The sequence below is a fragment of the Shinella sp. OV683 genome, from assembly GCF_057787725.1.
In genome coordinates, this window is record NZ_CM173543.1 from 2,867,725 (window position 1) to 2,884,435 (window position 16,711).

Consider the following 16,711-nt stretch of genomic DNA (forward strand, 5'->3'; position numbering starts at 1 on the left):
GGAGTGTTTTCATGCGCCTTTTCCTCACCATCGCCGCCTTTTCCACGCTCGCCGTGCTCGCTGCCTGCAGCACCAGCAAGCAGCCCGTGTCGGCTTTGTCGGTCGGGGCATTGCCGGTGATGGAACGCGTGGCACTCGGTGCGAACCGTTGCTGGTTCAAGTCCAAGGATCCGATGTTTGCCGCCTACAAGCTCGCACCGGAACTCAATTCGTTCTCCGGCACGCCGCGTATCCTGATCGTCAGGAAGCATTCGCCGGAATCGCGGCCATTGCTCGTCATCCAGGCCAGTGGCACACCGGCCAAGATGAGCGCGTTCGGCCCGCTGATGGACGATGCCGCGGTCTCTGCTCGCGTTCACAAGGACGTCAATGGCTGGGCGCGCAACGGCGCCGGTTGCTGAACTTTCCACCTCGACTTCGAGTCTGTTGATCCGCCGATTTTCCTATCGCGTTCGGGCCTTTCATGGGCTATAGGCAAGCACAAAGCCTCCCAACAGCTTCCGAGAACCAGATGACCGTTTCCAACGACCGCCCCATCACCCCGGACCTGATCGCCAGCCACGGCCTGAAGCCGGATGAGTATCAGCGCATACTGGGGCTGATCGGCCGCGAACCGACCTTTACGGAACTCGGCATCTTCTCGGCGATGTGGAACGAGCACTGCTCCTACAAGTCCTCGAAGAAGTGGCTGAAGACGCTGCCGACCAAGGGTCCGCGCGTTATCCAGGGACCGGGCGAGAACGCCGGCGTCGTCGATATCGATGACGGCGACGTCGTGGTCTTCAAGATGGAGAGCCACAATCACCCTTCCTATATCGAGCCCTACCAGGGTGCGGCAACCGGCGTCGGCGGTATCCTGCGTGACGTCTTCACGATGGGCGCCCGCCCCGTGGCTGCGATGAACGCGCTGCGCTTCGGTGCGCCGGATCATCCGAAGACACGGCATCTGGTGGCGGGCGTCGTTTCGGGCGTTGGCGGCTACGGCAATTCCTTCGGCGTGCCGACGGTCGGCGGCGAAGTCGAGTTCGACGCGCGCTACAACGGCAACATCCTCGTCAATGCGTTTGCTGCCGGTCTCGCCAAATCCGACGGCATCTTCCTGTCGGAAGCCAAAGGCGTCGGCTTGCCCGTCGTCTATCTCGGCGCCAAGACCGGCCGTGATGGCGTCGGCGGCGCAACGATGGCATCGGCCGAATTCGATGAATCGATCGAGGAAAAGCGTCCGACCGTGCAGGTCGGCGACCCCTTCACCGAAAAGTGCCTGCTGGAAGCCTGCCTTGAGCTGATGCAGACCGGCGCCGTCATTGCCATCCAGGACATGGGTGCGGCGGGTCTTACATGCTCGGCCGTCGAGATGGGCGCCAAGGGCGATCTCGGTATCGAACTGTTGCTAGACAAGGTACCCGTCCGCGAAGAGCAGATGACCGCCTATGAGATGATGCTGTCGGAAAGCCAGGAGCGCATGCTCATGGTGCTGGAACCTTCCAAGGAAGATGTCGCCAAGGCGATTTTCGTCAAATGGGGCCTGGATTTCGCCATCGTCGGCAAGACCACCGACGACCTGCGTTTCCGCGTGCTGCATCAGGGCATTGAGGTCGCTGACCTGCCGATCAAGGATCTCGGCGACCAGGCACCTGAATATGACCGTCCGTGGACACCTGCCGTCAAGCCTGTGCCATTGGCCCAGAACGACATTCCGCAGGCTGACGTGGCCGACGCCCTGATAACGCTCGTCGGCTCAGCCAACAACTCTTCGCGCCGCTGGGTCTACGAGCAGTATGACACGCTGATCCAGGGCAATTCGCTGCAGCTGCCGGGCGGCGATGCCGGTGTGGTCCGCGTCGAAGGCCACGAGTACAAGGCGCTCGCCTTTTCCTCCGACGTTACCCCCCGTTACGTCGAGGCCGACGCATTCGAAGGTGGCAAGCAGGCCGTTGCCGAATGCTGGCGCAACATCACGGCGACAGGCGCCCTGCCCCTGGCCGCGACTGACAATCTGAATTTCGGCAATCCTGAAAAGCCCGAGATCATGAGCCAGCTCGTGCATGCCATCAAGGGCATCGGCGAGGCTTGCATTGCGCTCGATTTCCCGATCGTGTCGGGTAATGTGTCGCTCTACAACGAGACCAACGGCCAGGCCATCCTGCCGACACCGACAATCGGCGGCGTGGGGCTGATCAACGACTGGAAGCGCATGGCGCGCATCCGCTTTGCCCAGGAAAGCGAAACCATTTTCCTCATGGGCGCGCCATCCGGCTGGGGTACGCATATCGCCCAGTCCGTCTATATGCGCGATATCCATGGCCGCACCGATGGTCCGCCGCCGCCGGTCGATCTGGCGCTTGAGCGCAAGGTCGGCGATTTCGTCCGCGATCTGATCCGCGACGGCCTGGCAACTGCTGTGCATGATTGCTCTTCCGGCGGTCTGGCACTGGCGATTGCCGAAATGGCCATGGCGTCCGAAATAGGTGCAACGATCGATGTGCTCGAAGGCGCCGATCCGGTTGCCGTGTTTTATGGCGAAGACCAGAGCCGCTACGTCGTCACCGTCGAGAAGGCGGACCGCGAGGAAGTCGCACGGCTCGCCGAAGCCAGCGGCGTCTATGCGCCTGTGATCGGCATGACGGGCGGCGCCACGGTGACGCTGGGCTCGGCTCGACCCATCGCAATTGAACAATTGCAAAAGGCACATGAATCATGGTTCCCTGAGTTCATGGCGGGTGAACTGCCCGTCACCGAATAAGCAGGAGTAGTACCATGCCGATGAATCCGGGCGAAATCGAAGACATGATCAAGCAAGGCATCCCGGGCGCGAAGGTTACGATCCGCGATCTCGCCGGCGATGGCGACCATTATGCGGCCGAAGTCGTCGCCGAAGCCTTCCGCGGCAAGAATCGCGTGCAGCAGCACAAGATGGTCTACGACGCGCTGCAGGGCAAAATGGGCGGCGTGTTGCATGCTCTGGCGCTGCAGACCTCCGCGCCGGACTGATCGCCCTCCGCGATAAAGTCGCCTTCCGACGCAGGCCGGGCGAGATCGTCTCAGCGATCGGATATCCGGTCTGCCGCCCAATCCATCGCCCGCGAGGCGGAGGCATCCGTCGAGGCCCGGCGTGCGCTTTCGAGTCTCAGAATTTGTCCCAAACTGGCCTATGTCCAGGATTGCGGACCACGCAGTGCCGCATAAAATGGCGCGACCGTATCACTCCCGACCTGCTATCAATCCTCGGCTTGACATGTCGATTTCAAGCGCGGCCATCCGACTATCACGGTCGATAGGAGGTAGTCATGGTTTCATATATTTCGAAATGCCGTTGTGGCGGGCTGACGCTCACGGTTACGGGCGAACCCGTGCACAACCACGCCTGCTCCTGCGCACGCTGCCAGAGGTCGACGGGAAGCGTCATGGGCTGGGCGGCCTGGTTTGCCGCAGACGATGTCACCGACATATCCGGACCTTATTCCGTCTGGTACAGGAATGGGGAGGCTGAACCGGACGTCATGTCGGCCTTTTGCAGCATCTGCGGCGGCGGCGGCTTCTGGAAAAGCGGCGATTACCTGCCGGGAACGATCGGGTTCAATGTCGGCACATTCGCAGATCCGGACTTCGCGCCACCGGCACATGTGCATTGGTCGGAGGTGCGGCCGAAATGGATAGGAATCAAAGGCGATATCGAGCTGCTGGAAGGCAATTGAACCGCCCAGAAATAGTATCGCCAGCGCCATGCAGGGCGCGTGCGAATCCGCTAAGGTCGAGCGAAGAAAAGTAACTCGGATTGCGGATCAATCGTGACACTGAATAGAACGATGGGCGCCTTGGCAGCCGGATTGTTGCTTCTGTCGGCCGGCGAGGTCCGTGCGGATTCCGCGACACCACCCGGTACCTGGATGCTGGTCATCAAGGATGGGCTTCGCAATCGGCTGACCGGCGGTGAGCACGCGAAATTCAGTCGCATGTTCTACGGCCACAAGCCACTGGCTGCCGGCGGATTTCCCGTCTGCGGCAAGGTCACCTCGCAGGAGGGCGCCAACGAGGGCAGACAGACCAGATACTTCTACGGCGTGTTTCAGCCCGAAGGGGCGGATGAACCCGCATTCACCGATGTCAGGATTGGCAAAACCACCGCAGAGACCGGTGAGATCTGGCAGATGTGTTCAGAGCTGGGGCTTCTCTGACTGCGGGTAGCGGCAATGCCGGCTGCCCTTGAATCAACAGCCCGCCATCCCTGGGAATAGCGGGCTTGATTGGCATATGACCCGAAAGATTATTTCTTGTCCTTCTTGCCGAAAGGCGAGGAGCTGCCGGCGAGTTTGACCTGCGAACCTTCGGTGCTGGCCGATGAAGACGCAGCCTTGTCCTTCTTCGGCTTTCGGGTCTCCTTGTTGCTACGAACCTGACCTTTTGCCATCGTGATCTCCCTTTGATGCAAGGTGTCCAGTGGCCACCCAACGCAAAGAAAAAGCAAGGAATTTATTTTTTCGGGCTCAGTTGGCGAGCAGAAAACCATCATCTTTTCGAATGATGTGAAAGCCGGACTATTTGGTGCTTTTGGACTTCGCGGCGCCGCGTTTTGAGGCAGGCTTGTCCGTCTTCGGGGACTCCGAAGCCTCGAGCTCGAATTCCGGAGAGGATTGGGACTCACCAGCCTTCGGCTTTGCCGCGGGCTTGACGAGAGCGGGGTCTTTCGCTTGAAATTTTATGGCCATGACGAGGACCATAGGCGCTGCTGACGGGAAACTCAACGCCTCACGCAAGCGCAACCGCGCTTAGGCACGTTTATTTCGAAAGACCATTTCGACAAGCGCAAGCGCTCCGCCGACGACAGCGTAAAGCAGCAGCAGAGGCCACAAGAAGGCGAGCACCGCCATCCATTCCGGGCTGGCGCGATTGAGATCACGGTTTGGCGTCACTGCGGCAAGCACGCAGAACAATACCGAACCAACCGCCAACCACACAAAGATAATTTGCAACAGCAGCATAGCGCTTACCTTGGAATAGCCTATCATTCATGGCTTGAGTTATGCGCGTACCTTTTTGCGCGGTTATGGTGACGGCGATATCTTAGATTTTGACCATGAATAGAGAATGTCGGGTTCCTTTTCCTCGTTCTCTGAACCGTCAGTTTCTTTAATGGTTACAAAACCTTTTGCCTCATAGAATTGCCGAGCCAAAGCATTTTTCTGAAAAGTCCAAAGCTGAAGCCGCGAGGCGTCAGCTTGCGCGATTGCCAGTAGTTTTGATCCGATGCCCTGCGCTTGAGCCTCAGGCAATACGTAGAGCTGATTGATCCAGTCGGATGTAAACGCAATTATCCCAACAATTTTGCTTGCTTCTACAGCACCCCAAACATGGTTTTCCTTGAATACGTTTTCTCTGAAAAACCATGTGTCCTCGTCGGGGGTATGGAGGCCAGCCAGCCACGGCAATTGTTGATCAAATGATCTTCGAAGCACGCGGGCGGCTTCTTCCATTTCATCGAGTTTTAGCGGTCGGAATTCTACCGTCATGGAGACTCACTGTCTGGGCCACGTTCAAGCCCGAAAAGATTGTCGTTCGTCCGCGCAGATGTGTCGGGCGATAAATGTTGGCGATCCCTGCTGGATTCGAACCAGCGACCACCTGCTTAGAAGGCAGGTGCTCTATCCAGCTGAGCTAAGGGACCGCTCTGGTCCGCGGACAGGCGCCGCGGACGATCTGGCTATTCTATGACATTTTTGGCAAAACAATCCAGCCGGATCAATGCGTCCAGGGCTGGGTACGGGAATAGCGGAAATTGTCGGTGTAGGAGAGCGACTTGCGGGTCGCATCCTTGGGCTCGATGACGCGATAGTCGATGCCGTTGCGCTGGGCATAGGCTTCGGCGAGCTCGCGGCTCTCGAAGGTCAGTCTCAGCTGCTGGCGCATGTCGCCGGAGCCGGTATAGCCGGTGACCGAATCGATGACGCGCGGTGCTTCCTGCTCGTATTCCAGCAACCAAAGATTGGTCTTGGCCTTGCCCGATTGCATCGCTGTCTTGGCGGGGCGGTAGATTTTTGCCGTCATGCTGGAAGTACCCTCTGGATCCTGGCTTCAGTGGTTCGCGCCATCTCTTGTGCCATAAAAACATGAACAGGAAAATGACGAAGTTCTTTTCAGAACTGGTCGGAGTGGAGAGATTCGAACTCCCGACCCTCTGGTCCCAAACCAGATGCGCTACCAGGCTGCGCTACACTCCGAACCATCTGAAGCGCTGTCCGATTACACGCTTCATATCCATGCTGCAATAGCTAATTGCCCGGCTACCCATTCTATTTCTTCTATCCCGCTCTATTTCTTCGCGGCTGCCGCTTTGGTGATCTGATCGCTGACGGCGACATCGCCCTCCTTGATTCCGAGCTTGGCCGCGAGGCCGCCATTCAGTTCGATGACGAAATGCACCAGGCCGTGCGAACCGATGATGTTTTCGGAAAAGGGCTGCGCGTCGGGATGGATATGAGTGATCTTGCCGGCGTCGGAGAGAAACAGCATGTCGAGCGGCAGATAGGTGTTTTTCATCCACATATAGACCGGCCGGCTTTCGCCGAAGTCGAAGATCATGCCATGATCGTCGGCCATCTCCTGGCGATTCATCAGGCCAAGCTCGCGCTCGGCCGCGGTCGTGGCAATCTCCACAGTGAAATGCTGCACGGTGCCGTCCTGCTTGCGAATCTCCAGCGGTTCGGTGCGGAAATCCATTGCTCTGACGGACGTGGCGGCCAGAATGCAAAAAAGCGCCAGAACGGCGCTTATTTTTACCAGTAACATGTTGTTTTTGTTCATTTTATGAAACCTTACCACAGCGCCAAGCATAAATCTATTTAGAACCCTTATTTACATGATGCACGCGTCTATTCAGGGAATCAAGGCGCCTTCCCTGCCTGCCTAGTTGCGCCGCCGAACTTTTCTCCGAACCGAATGCTCACCGCTGGCGGGAGAGATGCCCTCCAATCGCACTGCTTTCCCCGGTGCCTCCTGCCCATTGGCCGCTCCCGCTCGTTGCCCGGAAAGGCGCAGCGGAGAGCGGCCCGTTTTCTCCTACAACCGATCTCTCAACGTCATGCCTAGTCCGTTGCCGTTGGCATCGATGAAGATCACGCCGGCGGCCTTAAGAGTTACCTGAAATGAGGGTAGTAGGGTCTCTGCGATCGGAACCCACTTGCCAGATCAGAAGTCACGAAGCGGAAAGGGAGACGCCCCCACCGCTTCGAAAGATCGGGCTGCAGTTACCGGCAGCGAGCCTCGAATTTTCGACCGTGCCGATCCCGGTAAATACAATATCCGGGATGCTCGCGAGAGTGGCCTATAAGGGCGCCTACAACGCCACCTGCTACGGCGCCGACGGCCGCGCCGCTCCAGCTATTGCTGACAACACCACCAATGACGGCGCCCGAGGTAGCACCGATTGCGGTTCCTCGCTCTGTTTGTGTGCAGGACGCGAGGATACCAACTAAACCAATCGCAATTATGAGCTTTCGCATGTTTTCGTCCTCCTTGCTTGACATAAACCTAGGCATAGCATCTGCGCAATTCTTAGGATTGTCGAGAGTGCAGGCGGAGGATCTTACACCTTATCCTTCCGCGGTCTCACGACTGGGCCTTGGCCGTTTGCGGGAATAAATACGATTCCAAGATTTAGAAGAGCGGCCACCACCGCAGTTAGGTTGTTGGAAGTTCGCGGCGAATCTTGTTTCTTGAATAAATGAAGAGCCCATGATCTGCTTCCGCCGGCGTGGACTCGCAGATATGGCCCGGCACCGTCCGCGTGGATGCCAGGCTTGCTCAATCCCTTGATTTTTGCGTCAGTCAGCTTGTGCCGCACCATATTGCTTACGATAAAGCCTGTGGTGGATACCATGGTCAACAGTGTTAGTATGGTTAAGCGCAACCGCCTAGTTTGCAGGCAGTTGGCAGAAATTCCCTAGAGAAATTATTAGCACTTTAGCGCCAGAACGGCGCTTTTCATCATGCTTGACATCGAACCGGCCATCAGTGCGACCGGCTGCCGGGATTGGCGATATCCGGATGGATTTCGGCTGCCATCAGGCCCTTGTCGCCGTCGCCAAAACGCACCAGCACGCTCTGTCCAGGGCGAAGTTCGGTGATACCGTAGCGACGCAGGGTTTCCATGTGGATGAAGATGTCCTCGGTGCCATCACCGCGCGTCAGGAAACCAAAGCCCTTGGTGCGATTGAACCACTTGACGATGACACGTTCGAGGCCGCTCGACGGCGTCACCTGGACATGGGTACGGACCGGCGGCAGCTGCGAAGGATGAACAGCCGTCGACATGTCCATCGACAGGATGCGGAAGGCCTGGTAGCCGCGGTCACGCCTCTGGATGAGGGCAACCACGCGTGTACCTTCTAGAATGGTCTGGTAGCCGTCGCGCCGCAGGCAAGTCACGTGAAGGAGAACATCGGCTGTACCGTTGTCCGGGATGATGAAGCCGAAACCCTTTGCGACATCAAACCATTTGATAACGCCGGTAATTTCGACCAGATCCACCGGATCCCCAGCCACCTCTTCGAAGAGAGAGATGTTCTTGGAAGAAATCCTGTCCGCCATACTGCCTTGCCCCTTTACGCAACCCTGGTTAACTGATTCTTCATTTACGAGATTAACGTCCCGAAATGAAACATATGCAAGTCCTAGCTGTTATAATCCAGTGAGGAATTGATGACACAAATGGCTTGCCTCAAGCTGGCTTTATGTCCAGATACGGCACCGGTTTGATCAGAAATGAGGAAATACAATGCGCTATCTGCACACGATGGTTCGCGTCAAGAATGTCGATGACGCACTCGACTTTTACTGCAACAAATTCGGCCTCGTCGAAGTTCGCCGCAACGAGAACCAGGCAGGCCGCTACACGCTGATCTTCCTGGCTGGGCAGGAAGATGTGGCCGCCGGCAAGGCCAATGGCGCGCCGCTGCTCGAGCTCACCTATAACTGGGATACCGAGGACTACGCCGGCGGGCGCAATTTCGGCCACCTCGCCTATGAGGTCGACGACATCTACGCGCTTTGCAAAAGCCTGCAGGACAAAGGCGTCATCATCAACCGCCCGCCCCGCGACGGTCGCATGGCCTTTGTTCGCTCCCCTGATGGCATCTCGATCGAGATCCTGCAGAAGGGCGAGGCGCTGGCGCCTGCCGAACCCTGGCTGTCGATGGGCAACACCGGCGCCTGGTAAGAGCACGCGTCCTTGGCAATTGCGGTCACTTTTGCGGATCGATCGCGAATGCTGCGATGCAAGGTACACGCAAGCCAAAAGTATGATCAATTGCGGCGGGTTCACGTTTTCGCCGCAATTGGCTCGCACAGATTCCGTGGGGAGTTTCCTTCAAGCTTCTATGATGCGGCCAAGCGGGACCTTGGGCCGACGATCACGAAAAGTTGACAGCAGTTTACATTTCGCGATTTGTTGATTAAACAAGCCGTGCCGGGACGCGATAAAAGACAAATTGAAGCGGGGAATAATCGTTGCGAGGAGACCGGAGACAATTCTCGACGCCTCTGCTTTGCCTGCGGCTGAGTTTGCTCGCAGCCACGGTGCTCGGGGTGCATGGATGTATGTCCGCTCCCGGCGATCAGCTTGCCCTGGTTCATTCCGCACCGACGAAACCAGTGACCACCACCCAGACCGACAATCTCCAGTCGCAGACGACGACAAACGTCGCCGACCAGTCCGCCATTGCCAATCAAGCGGCCGAAGACGCCAATTCGCTCAATGCTGCGGCCTACCCGGCGCTGGACAGTGCTCCGGCAAATGCCGATCAACCGGTTACCGATGCCAATGTCGTCACCGGCAAGCAAAACATAGCAGCCGCCAAGTCCAGCATTTTCGCGAGTCTCGATACGTCAACTGTTACCCCTGACGCCGAGCCGCAGCAGGTGGCGCTCAACGGCATCGAAAACGGCGCACAGCCTGGTCAGGCGCTGAATGCCGCCCAGAATAGCATTTACGCAGGCGGGCTCGAAGATGCGCCGCGCGATACGTCTGCTGTCCCCCTGCCCGACGCCAGGAAAGTCAGCGAAGTTCAGGACCTGGCGCTTGCCGGTATGGATATTCCCGAGGAGTTGCAGCAGGAAGTTGCCTCAGCTGACCCCGCCATGCCGATCGAGGCCGATCCCGGGCTTGCCAAAGCAGCGCAGGAACTGACACCCAACACGACCCGCGGTCTTGAGACGATCCCGTTGCAGGATACGGCGACAGCGACGCCGGTGGTTGCCGAACAGCAGGCTCAGCCTGTCAAGAAGAAGCGGACGCTGGCGGATTTCTTCCGCAGCAGTTCCAAGACCGCCTCCTTCGACGATAACCGCTTCGGCAAGAAGAAGAGCCGCGTCATCAATACGGCGGCCATTCCGAACATGCAGACTGCAGCACTGTCGGACAGCCAGCTTCCCGGCGTCAATACCAATGCGATGTTTCCGACGCAAAACCTTTCGGACGACGAGCTTGGCGAAGGTGGCGACGAGCCCGAAGGCCTGATGAAGCTGGCATCGCTGTCGGGGATGATGCGCGTGGCCCCGAACGGCCTCTGGACCCAGACCGACAAGGTCGAGGTGCGCTGCCTGCGGCCGGAACTGATGAGCATTCTGAAAAGCGTCGAGGCCCACTACCAGCGTCATGTCATCGTGACATCGGGCTTCCGCGATGTCGGGCACAATCGCCGTGCCGGCGGTGTCCGCCATTCGCTGCATACGCTTTGCGCTGCCGCCGATATCCAGGTCGAGGGCGTATCGAAGTGGCAGCTCGCCGATTATCTTCGCTCGGTTCCGGGCCGTGGCGGCGTCGGCACCTATTGCCATACGGATTCGGTGCATATCGACATTGGCGGTGAGCGCGACTGGAACTGGCGCTGCCGCCGCAAGCATCGTCGCGGCTGATTCTCGCGCGCCAACACCTCCTCATCACGTTCAATCTTCCGCCCTTGTGAGAGCAACGGTTCGCTAACAACATGATTCCGTTGAATTCTCGTGCGTTGTTTCGTGGATCTGCACGACTGTCATTTTTTTGAAACAGTTGAGCGTTTTGGGGTTGCGGAGCCCGGTCAAGCTGGCTATATACCCGCCACCACGAAGGAAGCGCCCTTCGTCTATCGGTTAGGACACCAGATTTTCATTCTGGGAAGAGGGGTTCGACTCCCCTAGGGCGTACCATTGTTTTCATGTGGATTTTCATAGATACTGCGGATACCGCACGGCTCGCAAGCGCCCTTCATCTATCGGTTAGGATGCCAGATTCTCATTCTGGAAAGAGGGGTTCGACTCCCCTAGGGCGTACCAGCCAATTGATTTCATTTCATTTTTTCCGCGGTCGCTGCCGCGATCATTTGCGCTTCCAGATCAGTGCGGAACTGACGGCGTAGTTGAACACCGAGCCGATGATGGCGCCGGCCAGACCGGCGACCCAGGCGGTTGCGTGGAAGGAGTAGATCCAGCTCGCCACGCCGACATTGCCGACGGAACCAATCGAACAGGCCAGATAGAACATCAGGAGCCCCCCGACGAACCGCCAGCCCGACAGGCGGGCGTCGCGATAGGTCAGCTGATTGTTGATGACGAAGTTCCAGGTCATGGCGACGATGACGGCGGTGAATTGTGCCAATGCGAAAGTCAAATGGAACGAGAGCGCATAGCTGAGTACAAGAAGATGCACGGCGATGCCCGAGACGCCCACCGCGCCGAACATCAGGAACCGGACAGGCAGCACACCGCCCAGCAATCTCGAAAACAGCAGACCCAGATAGTCGACGGTGACAAGCGCATCGAGCTTGCTCTCGCCTCTCCGCCTTTCGCGAAAGCGATAGGAAAGCTCCACGATTTTCAGCGACTTCCCAGCCGTCCAGAGAATGTCCAGCAGCAGCTTGTAGCCTTCCCCGGCCAGCGCCTCAGCATGTTCCTCGATCGCGTCGCGGCGGATCATGAAGAAACCGGACATGGGATCCGACACCTCGGTGCCCGTCAAAATCCGTGCCATGCCCGTCGCCAGTCCGCTGCCCCAGCGTCGTATCCCTGAAAAGCCCTGATCTGCCGACCCGCCCGCGATGTAGCGGCTCGCGACAACCAGCTCGGCACCCTCGTGAATGGATTGCAGCATCTGTGGCAGCAGCGTTTCGTCATGCTGGAGATCGGCATCCATGACGGCGACAACGGGAGAAGACGAAGACAGGACGCCTTCGATACAAGCGCCGGAGAGGCCCCGCCGACCCACCCGGCGGATACACCGAATATGAGGATCGGTTGACGCAATCGATTTCGCCAGCGCCGAGGTTCCGTCCGGACTGTCATCATCAACGAAGACAACCTCCCAATCAATGCCGGCAAGGATCGTCGTCAGCCGCCTGACCAGTTCGGCGATATTATCGCGTTCGGCATAGGTGGGAACAACGACCGTCAATTCCGCGACAGGTTGACGCAACGGTCTGGCAGGAGGGGTGGGTCCCGCATCGCGGGCAGCCGGCCGCACGCCCGCATCCGGACTATCCGAGGCCGGCTTGCCGCGACCGCCCAAAATACCACTTTCATTGTCGATCTGCATCATGGCTTGCCTGCCCACCGCCATCCACAAACGATTGGCTCACTCGAATAGATCGACCCGTGCGAGCGAATTGCCATAGTACCGCACGAATGTCCTGGCGGCTGCAATTCTCGACCGTACAATGCTCTTCGGGTCATAAAGTTGCACGGAGACCTGCACCAGCCAGACGCGGCCATGCGTCCCGAGCGCCCGATCGACGATCTGTCCGTCCTGCTCGATGATCTTTGGAGCACCGAAATTGCTCCCATAGGTCCGCGGCAGGTTGCGTTGAGGATAACAGCCGGGAATGCAGACGACCGGCGGAAAATGCGCCTGGCGCCTCGCATAGTAATCCACGGCAATGCTGCCCTCAGCCGGCACGGCGATGACGACATCACCCGGCCGGGCATTGCGAGCGATCTCGGCCACGATCGCCTTCCAGTCATCGATAGGTCTGTCATAATCCTCGACAGATCTGGCGGCGGCAAACGAGACGACGACAAGGGCGAGCACAAATCTGGGCCATTGCTGGCGGGTTGCGGTCACTATGCCGAGCGCGATGACCAGAAGCCCCAGAGGCACCGTCCATGCGAACAGGCGTTGGATGTAGATCGGCTTTACCGCGAAGCTCACGGCCAACATAGTATAGAGCGGCATGAGCAGGATTGCCGCGACAGGAAAGGCGAGTATCGGCGCGCATCGAGCGAGGCGGAAAAGGCCGAGCGCCAGAAGCACAAGGCTCAGGGAAAAAGCCGGCCAGTTGTCTCCGATAAGCAGCATCCATGCACTGTAGAGATCCCGAATCTTCGGCGTGAGCCAGAAGCCCAAGCCCGCGAAAGCGCTGCTTTGGGCGACGAAGAGCGGGACGTAGGGCGCCCAGACGGCGAGCGCCAGGATTCCGGCGGCGAAGAAGATGCCAAGATTCCGCAGCCGTTGTTTGGCCGAGGTGACGATGAGCGACAGCGCCAGGCCGCACCAGATGCCGAAAGCAATGAACAGGCTGGTATTGTGGATCCACAAGGCGCACCCGGCGAACAGGCCGAGAACCAGTGCGGGCGCCAGCCAGCCGTCCGATGGTCCGATGGCTCTTGCGTGCGCCCTGAGACGCGCAACGAGCACGAGTGAGGCGAGGATGGCGACCGTGCAGACGAAGGTCTGCAGCGCATAGGGACGTGCATTCTGCGCTTCACGGATGTTGGCGTAGTTCACCGCAAGCAGAGCCGCACCGAAGAGGCCGGCACCTTGGCCGCGCCAACCGGCCTTTATAAACCGGCCGGAAACGGCAATGGCAAGAATCGTCGCCATGCTAAAGGCAACTGACAGACTTCGCAGGCCAAGTTCGGAATTGCCGAAGAGGAACGTCCATAATTTGAGCAATGTGTAATAGGTCGGCGGGTGCGTCTCGTAGAACGGCACCTCTCGCCAAAGCTCGTCAAACGATCTGGACGAAAACCATTCGCTGTAGAGTTCGTCGATCCAAAGCGAGCGACTGCTGAGGCCTGGCAGGCGCAAGATCAGCCCGAAAGCGAGAACCAGAGCGACGATCGCCCAGAAGAATAGGGCGACAAACGCGCCAGCCCTGTCCTGCGCCTTCTCCGTCGACACGATATCGAACCTCTGAAACATGAGCGAAGCACCAAGGGATCATGCTGGAATGCGGTACTCGTCAAAACCTCGAAGGATTTCGACAAGCCATATCACAGCGGACGCATGTTCTGCTTTCGACGCATTCAAGCGGCAAATCTGACGCGTTCCCCTGTGGCGAAAATCGTCCATTGTGTCGTTGCCAAAGCTTGAAGGCATCGCCCTTCTGCCGCCTTCGCTTCTAACACTGAACGATTTTCGTTCATACCACCCTCCAAATTCTACGTATCGATTGTCCCTAGCGCTCAATTCAGGCGTTACTTATGAAGGGATACTCATTTTCAATGGGGGCTGTCGCCACGAACATTCAGCCGATTCGAACGATTGGTACTAAAAGCCGACGTCACGACACAGCGCGCGAACCCATTTGGAATCGCCCTGATTAAAATCATTAAATCACTGATTTTGTTTATTTTTTGGTACGCCCTAGGGGAGTCGAACCCCTCTTCCCAGAATGAAAATCTGGTGTCCTAACCGATAGACGAAGGGCGCATCCTTCGTGGTGGCGCCCTTATATTCAGCACATTAGATTCCTGCAAGCACTGGGGGACATTTTCACGATTTTTTTTGTGCAAACTTCTTAATTCAAGTTCCGGGGGCCTAAGGCACCATCGGCACCGTGAAGCCCGAATTTTTCCACCCGGTTCTATGAGCAAATAAGGGGAATGTTTTGAGACGTACCACTCCCATTTCCGAACTCAAGAAACTCGAGCAGCTGCTCAGTTGGCTTTTGCCGCGTCCAGGATGCGAAGCTGGATTCGCTTGGTTCCCTGCCAGCTATCGGCCGAGATCGTGCCGGCGACGTGGACGAGATCGCCTCGGCCGGATTGCAACATCTTGCCAAGATCTGTGTCGCCCGAGCGGAATGCCATTGCGTCCAGCCGTGAGCCGTCCATGCCTTCGAGCGTCACCTTGAGATGATTGGTGCCGACGAAGCGGCTGTCGCGAATACGGTGAGCCGGGAGTGCGAAGATCGGCTGTGAGTGGCCCGAACCATAGGGGCCCGCTGCCTCGATCTGGTCTGCAAATTCGAATGTCGCTGCGGATGCCCCCATTGCCCCGTCTATCTTCAGTGTGCGGTTGGCTGTGAGATGGCTGACCGTGTCGCGTGCCGTATCCTCGAAATAGCCCCTGAGCGGACCGAGATTGGGGCGCTCGACCGTCAAGCCCGCCGCCATGGAGTGTCCGCCGCCCTTGATCAGCAGGCCCAGATCGACGGCTGCGCGCACCATCTTGCCCATGTCGAAGCCATTGATGGAGCGGCCCGAGCCGGTGCCCTTGCCATTGGCATCGAAGGCGATTGCAAAGGCGGGACGGTTGAATCGTTCCTTGAGGCGGGCGGCAATCAGGCCGACGATGCCGGGATGCCACTTGTCGCGCGCGGTGACGATCACCGAGGCGCCCTCGCCCGTGCCATATTCGGCAAGCGCCTCGGCCTCGGCCTCGGCCAGCATCGCGGCTTCCATCGCCTGGCGCTCGCGATTGAGCTCGTCGAGCTTGGCCGCGATCTCCTCGGCGTGGCCGGAATCATCCAGCGTCAGCAGGCGCGAGCCGAGCGCCGCGTCGCCAATGCGGCCGCCGGCATTGATGCGCGGGCCGATCAGGAAACCGAGGTGATAAGGCGTCACCGGGCCACCAATGCCGGCCTTGGCGAACAGGGCCGCAAGGCCGGGATTTTGCATATGGCGGGCCGCGACCAATCCCTTGACCACATAGGCCCTGTTGAGGCCCTTGAGCGGCACCACGTCGCACACCGTTGCCAGCGCCACCAGATCGAGCAGCGAGAGCAGGTCGAGGCCTGCGCCACGCGGATCGCCGCGCTCGCGCATCAGCCTGTGCGTGGCCACCAGCACGAGGAACACGACGCCGGCGGCGCAGAGATGACCCTGTCCCGACAGATCGTCCTCGCGGTTGGGATTGACCAGCGCATGGCAGACCGGCAATTCATGTGTCACCTGATGGTGATCGATGACAACGACATCGATGTTGCGCGCAGCCGCCGCCGCCAGCGATTCATGGCTTGTCGAGCCGCAATCGACAGTGACGATCAGTTGAGCGCCCTGGTCGATCAGCTGGTTGATCGCAGTTGGGTTGGGGCCGTAGCCCTCGAATATCCGGTCGGGAATGTAGATCGTGGCGTCGATGCCGAAGTTCCAGAGGAAGCGGTGCATCAGGGCTGCAGAAGCCGCGCCATCGACGTCGTAGTCGCCGAATATGGCGACATGCTCGTGGCGATCGATCGCGTCGGCGATGCGCCTGGCGGCCTTTTCGCAATCGGTCAGCGTGTAGGGATCGGGCATCAGGCCGCGTAGCGTCGGATCGAGAAACGCCTCGGCATCGTCGACAGCAACGCCGCGCCCGGCCAGCACGCGGGCAATCAGTTCAGGCATGCCGTGATGCTGGGACATGGCAAGCGCACGGTTGAGACCGGCTTGATCCAGCCGCGAGACCCAGCGCTGGCCGCTTACCGAGCGCTCGACGCCCAGAAACGCTCTGTCCACCGGGTCTGCTGGCTGGTCGATCATG

Annotated in this window: 17 protein-coding genes and 5 tRNA genes; 9 read left to right on the forward strand and 13 right to left on the reverse strand. The window is 58.8% G+C overall.

The features are described 5' to 3' along the window. Positions 1-11 precede the first annotated feature (11 nt). The 5 genes from ACXHRN_RS13680 to ACXHRN_RS13700 all read left to right on the forward strand — a co-directional run bounded on the left by ACXHRN_RS13680 (position 12) and on the right by ACXHRN_RS13700 (position 4,175). Positions 12-401, forward strand: coding sequence for a hypothetical protein (locus tag ACXHRN_RS13680; RefSeq protein ID WP_488636868.1), 390 nt, complete (start codon positions 12-14; stop codon positions 399-401). 110 nt (positions 402-511) lie between these two features. Further along, complete coding sequence (purL, locus tag ACXHRN_RS13685) at positions 512-2,743, forward strand: phosphoribosylformylglycinamidine synthase subunit PurL (protein WP_488636869.1); 2,232 nt, start codon at positions 512-514, stop codon at positions 2,741-2,743. A gap of 14 nt (positions 2,744-2,757) precedes the next feature. Beyond that, positions 2,758-2,991 (forward strand): BolA/IbaG family iron-sulfur metabolism protein, encoded by a 234-nt coding sequence (locus ACXHRN_RS13690; RefSeq protein ID WP_488636870.1) that lies wholly within the window; start codon positions 2,758-2,760, stop codon positions 2,989-2,991. 296 nt (positions 2,992-3,287) lie between these two features. Then, positions 3,288-3,695, forward strand: coding sequence for a GFA family protein (locus tag ACXHRN_RS13695; protein ID WP_488636871.1), 408 nt, complete (start codon positions 3,288-3,290; stop codon positions 3,693-3,695). 93 nt (positions 3,696-3,788) lie between these two features. Next, on the forward strand, positions 3,789-4,175 hold the full coding sequence (locus tag ACXHRN_RS13700; protein WP_488636872.1) for a hypothetical protein: 387 nt from the start codon (positions 3,789-3,791) through the stop codon (positions 4,173-4,175). An 89-nt stretch (positions 4,176-4,264) separates the two neighbouring features. On the opposite strand, the gene ACXHRN_RS13705 is transcribed toward ACXHRN_RS13700, so the two are convergent. The 9 genes from ACXHRN_RS13705 to ACXHRN_RS13745 form a co-directional block, all read right to left on the reverse strand. Next, complete coding sequence (locus tag ACXHRN_RS13705) at positions 4,265-4,408, reverse strand: hypothetical protein (RefSeq protein ID WP_488636873.1); 144 nt, start codon at positions 4,406-4,408, stop codon at positions 4,265-4,267. 358 nt (positions 4,409-4,766) lie between these two features. Continuing rightward, complete coding sequence (locus tag ACXHRN_RS13710) at positions 4,767-4,979, reverse strand: hypothetical protein (protein WP_488636874.1); 213 nt, start codon at positions 4,977-4,979, stop codon at positions 4,767-4,769. 63 nt (positions 4,980-5,042) lie between these two features. Beyond that, a complete protein-coding gene (locus ACXHRN_RS13715) occupies positions 5,043-5,507 on the reverse strand; it encodes a GNAT family N-acetyltransferase (protein WP_488636875.1) in 465 nt (154 codons plus the stop codon). A 78-nt stretch (positions 5,508-5,585) separates the two neighbouring features. After that, positions 5,586-5,662: transfer RNA gene (locus tag ACXHRN_RS13720), tRNA-Arg, on the reverse strand. A gap of 74 nt (positions 5,663-5,736) precedes the next feature. Then, the gene (locus ACXHRN_RS13725; RefSeq protein WP_488636876.1) at positions 5,737-6,042 is read right to left on the reverse strand and encodes an ETC complex I subunit; all 306 of its coding nucleotides are present in this window, start codon (positions 6,040-6,042) and stop codon (positions 5,737-5,739) included. A gap of 96 nt (positions 6,043-6,138) precedes the next feature. Continuing rightward, a tRNA-Pro gene (locus tag ACXHRN_RS13730) sits at positions 6,139-6,215 on the reverse strand. A 91-nt stretch (positions 6,216-6,306) separates the two neighbouring features. Beyond that, positions 6,307-6,798: a DUF192 domain-containing protein gene (locus ACXHRN_RS13735; protein ID WP_488636877.1), complete on the reverse strand. Its 492-nt coding sequence runs from the start codon at positions 6,796-6,798 to the stop codon at positions 6,307-6,309. A gap of 443 nt (positions 6,799-7,241) precedes the next feature. Next, positions 7,242-7,496, reverse strand: coding sequence for a YMGG-like glycine zipper-containing protein (locus ACXHRN_RS13740; protein ID WP_488636878.1), 255 nt, complete (start codon positions 7,494-7,496; stop codon positions 7,242-7,244). Between the two features lie 508 nt (positions 7,497-8,004). After that, positions 8,005-8,583 (reverse strand): cold-shock protein, encoded by a 579-nt coding sequence (locus ACXHRN_RS13745; RefSeq protein WP_488636879.1) that lies wholly within the window; start codon positions 8,581-8,583, stop codon positions 8,005-8,007. A 187-nt stretch (positions 8,584-8,770) separates the two neighbouring features. On the opposite strand from ACXHRN_RS13745, the gene ACXHRN_RS13750 reads away from it, so the two are divergent. The 4 genes from ACXHRN_RS13750 (at position 8,771) to ACXHRN_RS13765 (ending at position 11,307) form a co-directional block, all read left to right on the forward strand. Then, a complete protein-coding gene (locus tag ACXHRN_RS13750) occupies positions 8,771-9,211 on the forward strand; it encodes a VOC family protein (RefSeq protein WP_488636880.1) in 441 nt (146 codons plus the stop codon). 380 nt (positions 9,212-9,591) lie between these two features. Continuing rightward, entirely contained in the window at positions 9,592-10,908 is a 1,317-nt protein-coding gene (locus tag ACXHRN_RS13755) for a YcbK family protein (protein ID WP_488636881.1), read from the forward strand. A 198-nt stretch (positions 10,909-11,106) separates the two neighbouring features. Beyond that, positions 11,107-11,181, forward strand: a tRNA-Glu gene (locus ACXHRN_RS13760). A gap of 51 nt (positions 11,182-11,232) precedes the next feature. Beyond that, positions 11,233-11,307, forward strand: a tRNA-Glu gene (locus ACXHRN_RS13765). 43 nt (positions 11,308-11,350) lie between these two features. Here ACXHRN_RS13765 and ACXHRN_RS13770 read toward each other — a convergent pair. The 4 genes from ACXHRN_RS13770 to recJ all read right to left on the reverse strand — a co-directional run bounded on the left by ACXHRN_RS13770 (position 11,351) and on the right by recJ (position 16,710). Further along, entirely contained in the window at positions 11,351-12,565 is a 1,215-nt protein-coding gene (locus tag ACXHRN_RS13770) for a glycosyltransferase family 2 protein (protein ID WP_488636882.1), read from the reverse strand. Between the two features lie 36 nt (positions 12,566-12,601). Then, positions 12,602-14,167 (reverse strand): glycosyltransferase family 39 protein, encoded by a 1,566-nt coding sequence (locus ACXHRN_RS13775; protein ID WP_488636883.1) that lies wholly within the window; start codon positions 14,165-14,167, stop codon positions 12,602-12,604. A 435-nt stretch (positions 14,168-14,602) separates the two neighbouring features. Beyond that, positions 14,603-14,677, reverse strand: a tRNA-Glu gene (locus tag ACXHRN_RS13780). A gap of 227 nt (positions 14,678-14,904) precedes the next feature. Next, the gene (gene recJ, locus ACXHRN_RS13785) at positions 14,905-16,710 is read right to left on the reverse strand and encodes a single-stranded-DNA-specific exonuclease RecJ (RefSeq protein WP_488636884.1); all 1,806 of its coding nucleotides are present in this window, start codon (positions 16,708-16,710) and stop codon (positions 14,905-14,907) included. Between the last annotated feature and the right edge of the window lies 1 nt (position 16,711).

What these genes read in the sequence shown, in the direction of transcription:
- ACXHRN_RS13680 (WP_488636868.1), top strand. Translation starts at nt 12, where the DNA reads ATGCGCCTTTTCCTCACCATCGCCGCCTTTTCCACGCTCGCCGTGCTC.
- purL (WP_488636869.1), top strand. Translation starts at nt 512, where the DNA reads ATGACCGTTTCCAACGACCGCCCCATCACCCCGGACCTGATCGCCAGC.
- ACXHRN_RS13690 (WP_488636870.1), top strand. Translation starts at nt 2,758, where the DNA reads ATGCCGATGAATCCGGGCGAAATCGAAGACATGATCAAGCAAGGCATC.
- ACXHRN_RS13695 (WP_488636871.1), top strand. Translation starts at nt 3,288, where the DNA reads ATGGTTTCATATATTTCGAAATGCCGTTGTGGCGGGCTGACGCTCACG.
- ACXHRN_RS13705 (WP_488636873.1), bottom strand. Translation starts at nt 4,408, where the DNA reads ATGGCAAAAGGTCAGGTTCGTAGCAACAAGGAGACCCGAAAGCCGAAG.
- ACXHRN_RS13710 (WP_488636874.1), bottom strand. Translation starts at nt 4,979, where the DNA reads ATGCTGCTGTTGCAAATTATCTTTGTGTGGTTGGCGGTTGGTTCGGTA.
- ACXHRN_RS13715 (WP_488636875.1), bottom strand. Translation starts at nt 5,507, where the DNA reads ATGACGGTAGAATTCCGACCGCTAAAACTCGATGAAATGGAAGAAGCC.
- ACXHRN_RS13725 (WP_488636876.1), bottom strand. Translation starts at nt 6,042, where the DNA reads ATGACGGCAAAAATCTACCGCCCCGCCAAGACAGCGATGCAATCGGGC.
- ACXHRN_RS13735 (WP_488636877.1), bottom strand. Translation starts at nt 6,798, where the DNA reads ATGAACAAAAACAACATGTTACTGGTAAAAATAAGCGCCGTTCTGGCG.
- ACXHRN_RS13740 (WP_488636878.1), bottom strand. Translation starts at nt 7,496, where the DNA reads ATGCGAAAGCTCATAATTGCGATTGGTTTAGTTGGTATCCTCGCGTCC.
- ACXHRN_RS13745 (WP_488636879.1), bottom strand. Translation starts at nt 8,583, where the DNA reads ATGGCGGACAGGATTTCTTCCAAGAACATCTCTCTCTTCGAAGAGGTG.
- ACXHRN_RS13750 (WP_488636880.1), top strand. Translation starts at nt 8,771, where the DNA reads ATGCGCTATCTGCACACGATGGTTCGCGTCAAGAATGTCGATGACGCA.
- ACXHRN_RS13755 (WP_488636881.1), top strand. Translation starts at nt 9,592, where the DNA reads ATGTCCGCTCCCGGCGATCAGCTTGCCCTGGTTCATTCCGCACCGACG.
- ACXHRN_RS13770 (WP_488636882.1), bottom strand. Translation starts at nt 12,565, where the DNA reads ATGATGCAGATCGACAATGAAAGTGGTATTTTGGGCGGTCGCGGCAAG.
- ACXHRN_RS13775 (WP_488636883.1), bottom strand. Translation starts at nt 14,167, where the DNA reads ATGTTTCAGAGGTTCGATATCGTGTCGACGGAGAAGGCGCAGGACAGG.
- recJ (WP_488636884.1), bottom strand. Translation starts at nt 16,710, where the DNA reads ATGATCGACCAGCCAGCAGACCCGGTGGACAGAGCGTTTCTGGGCGTC.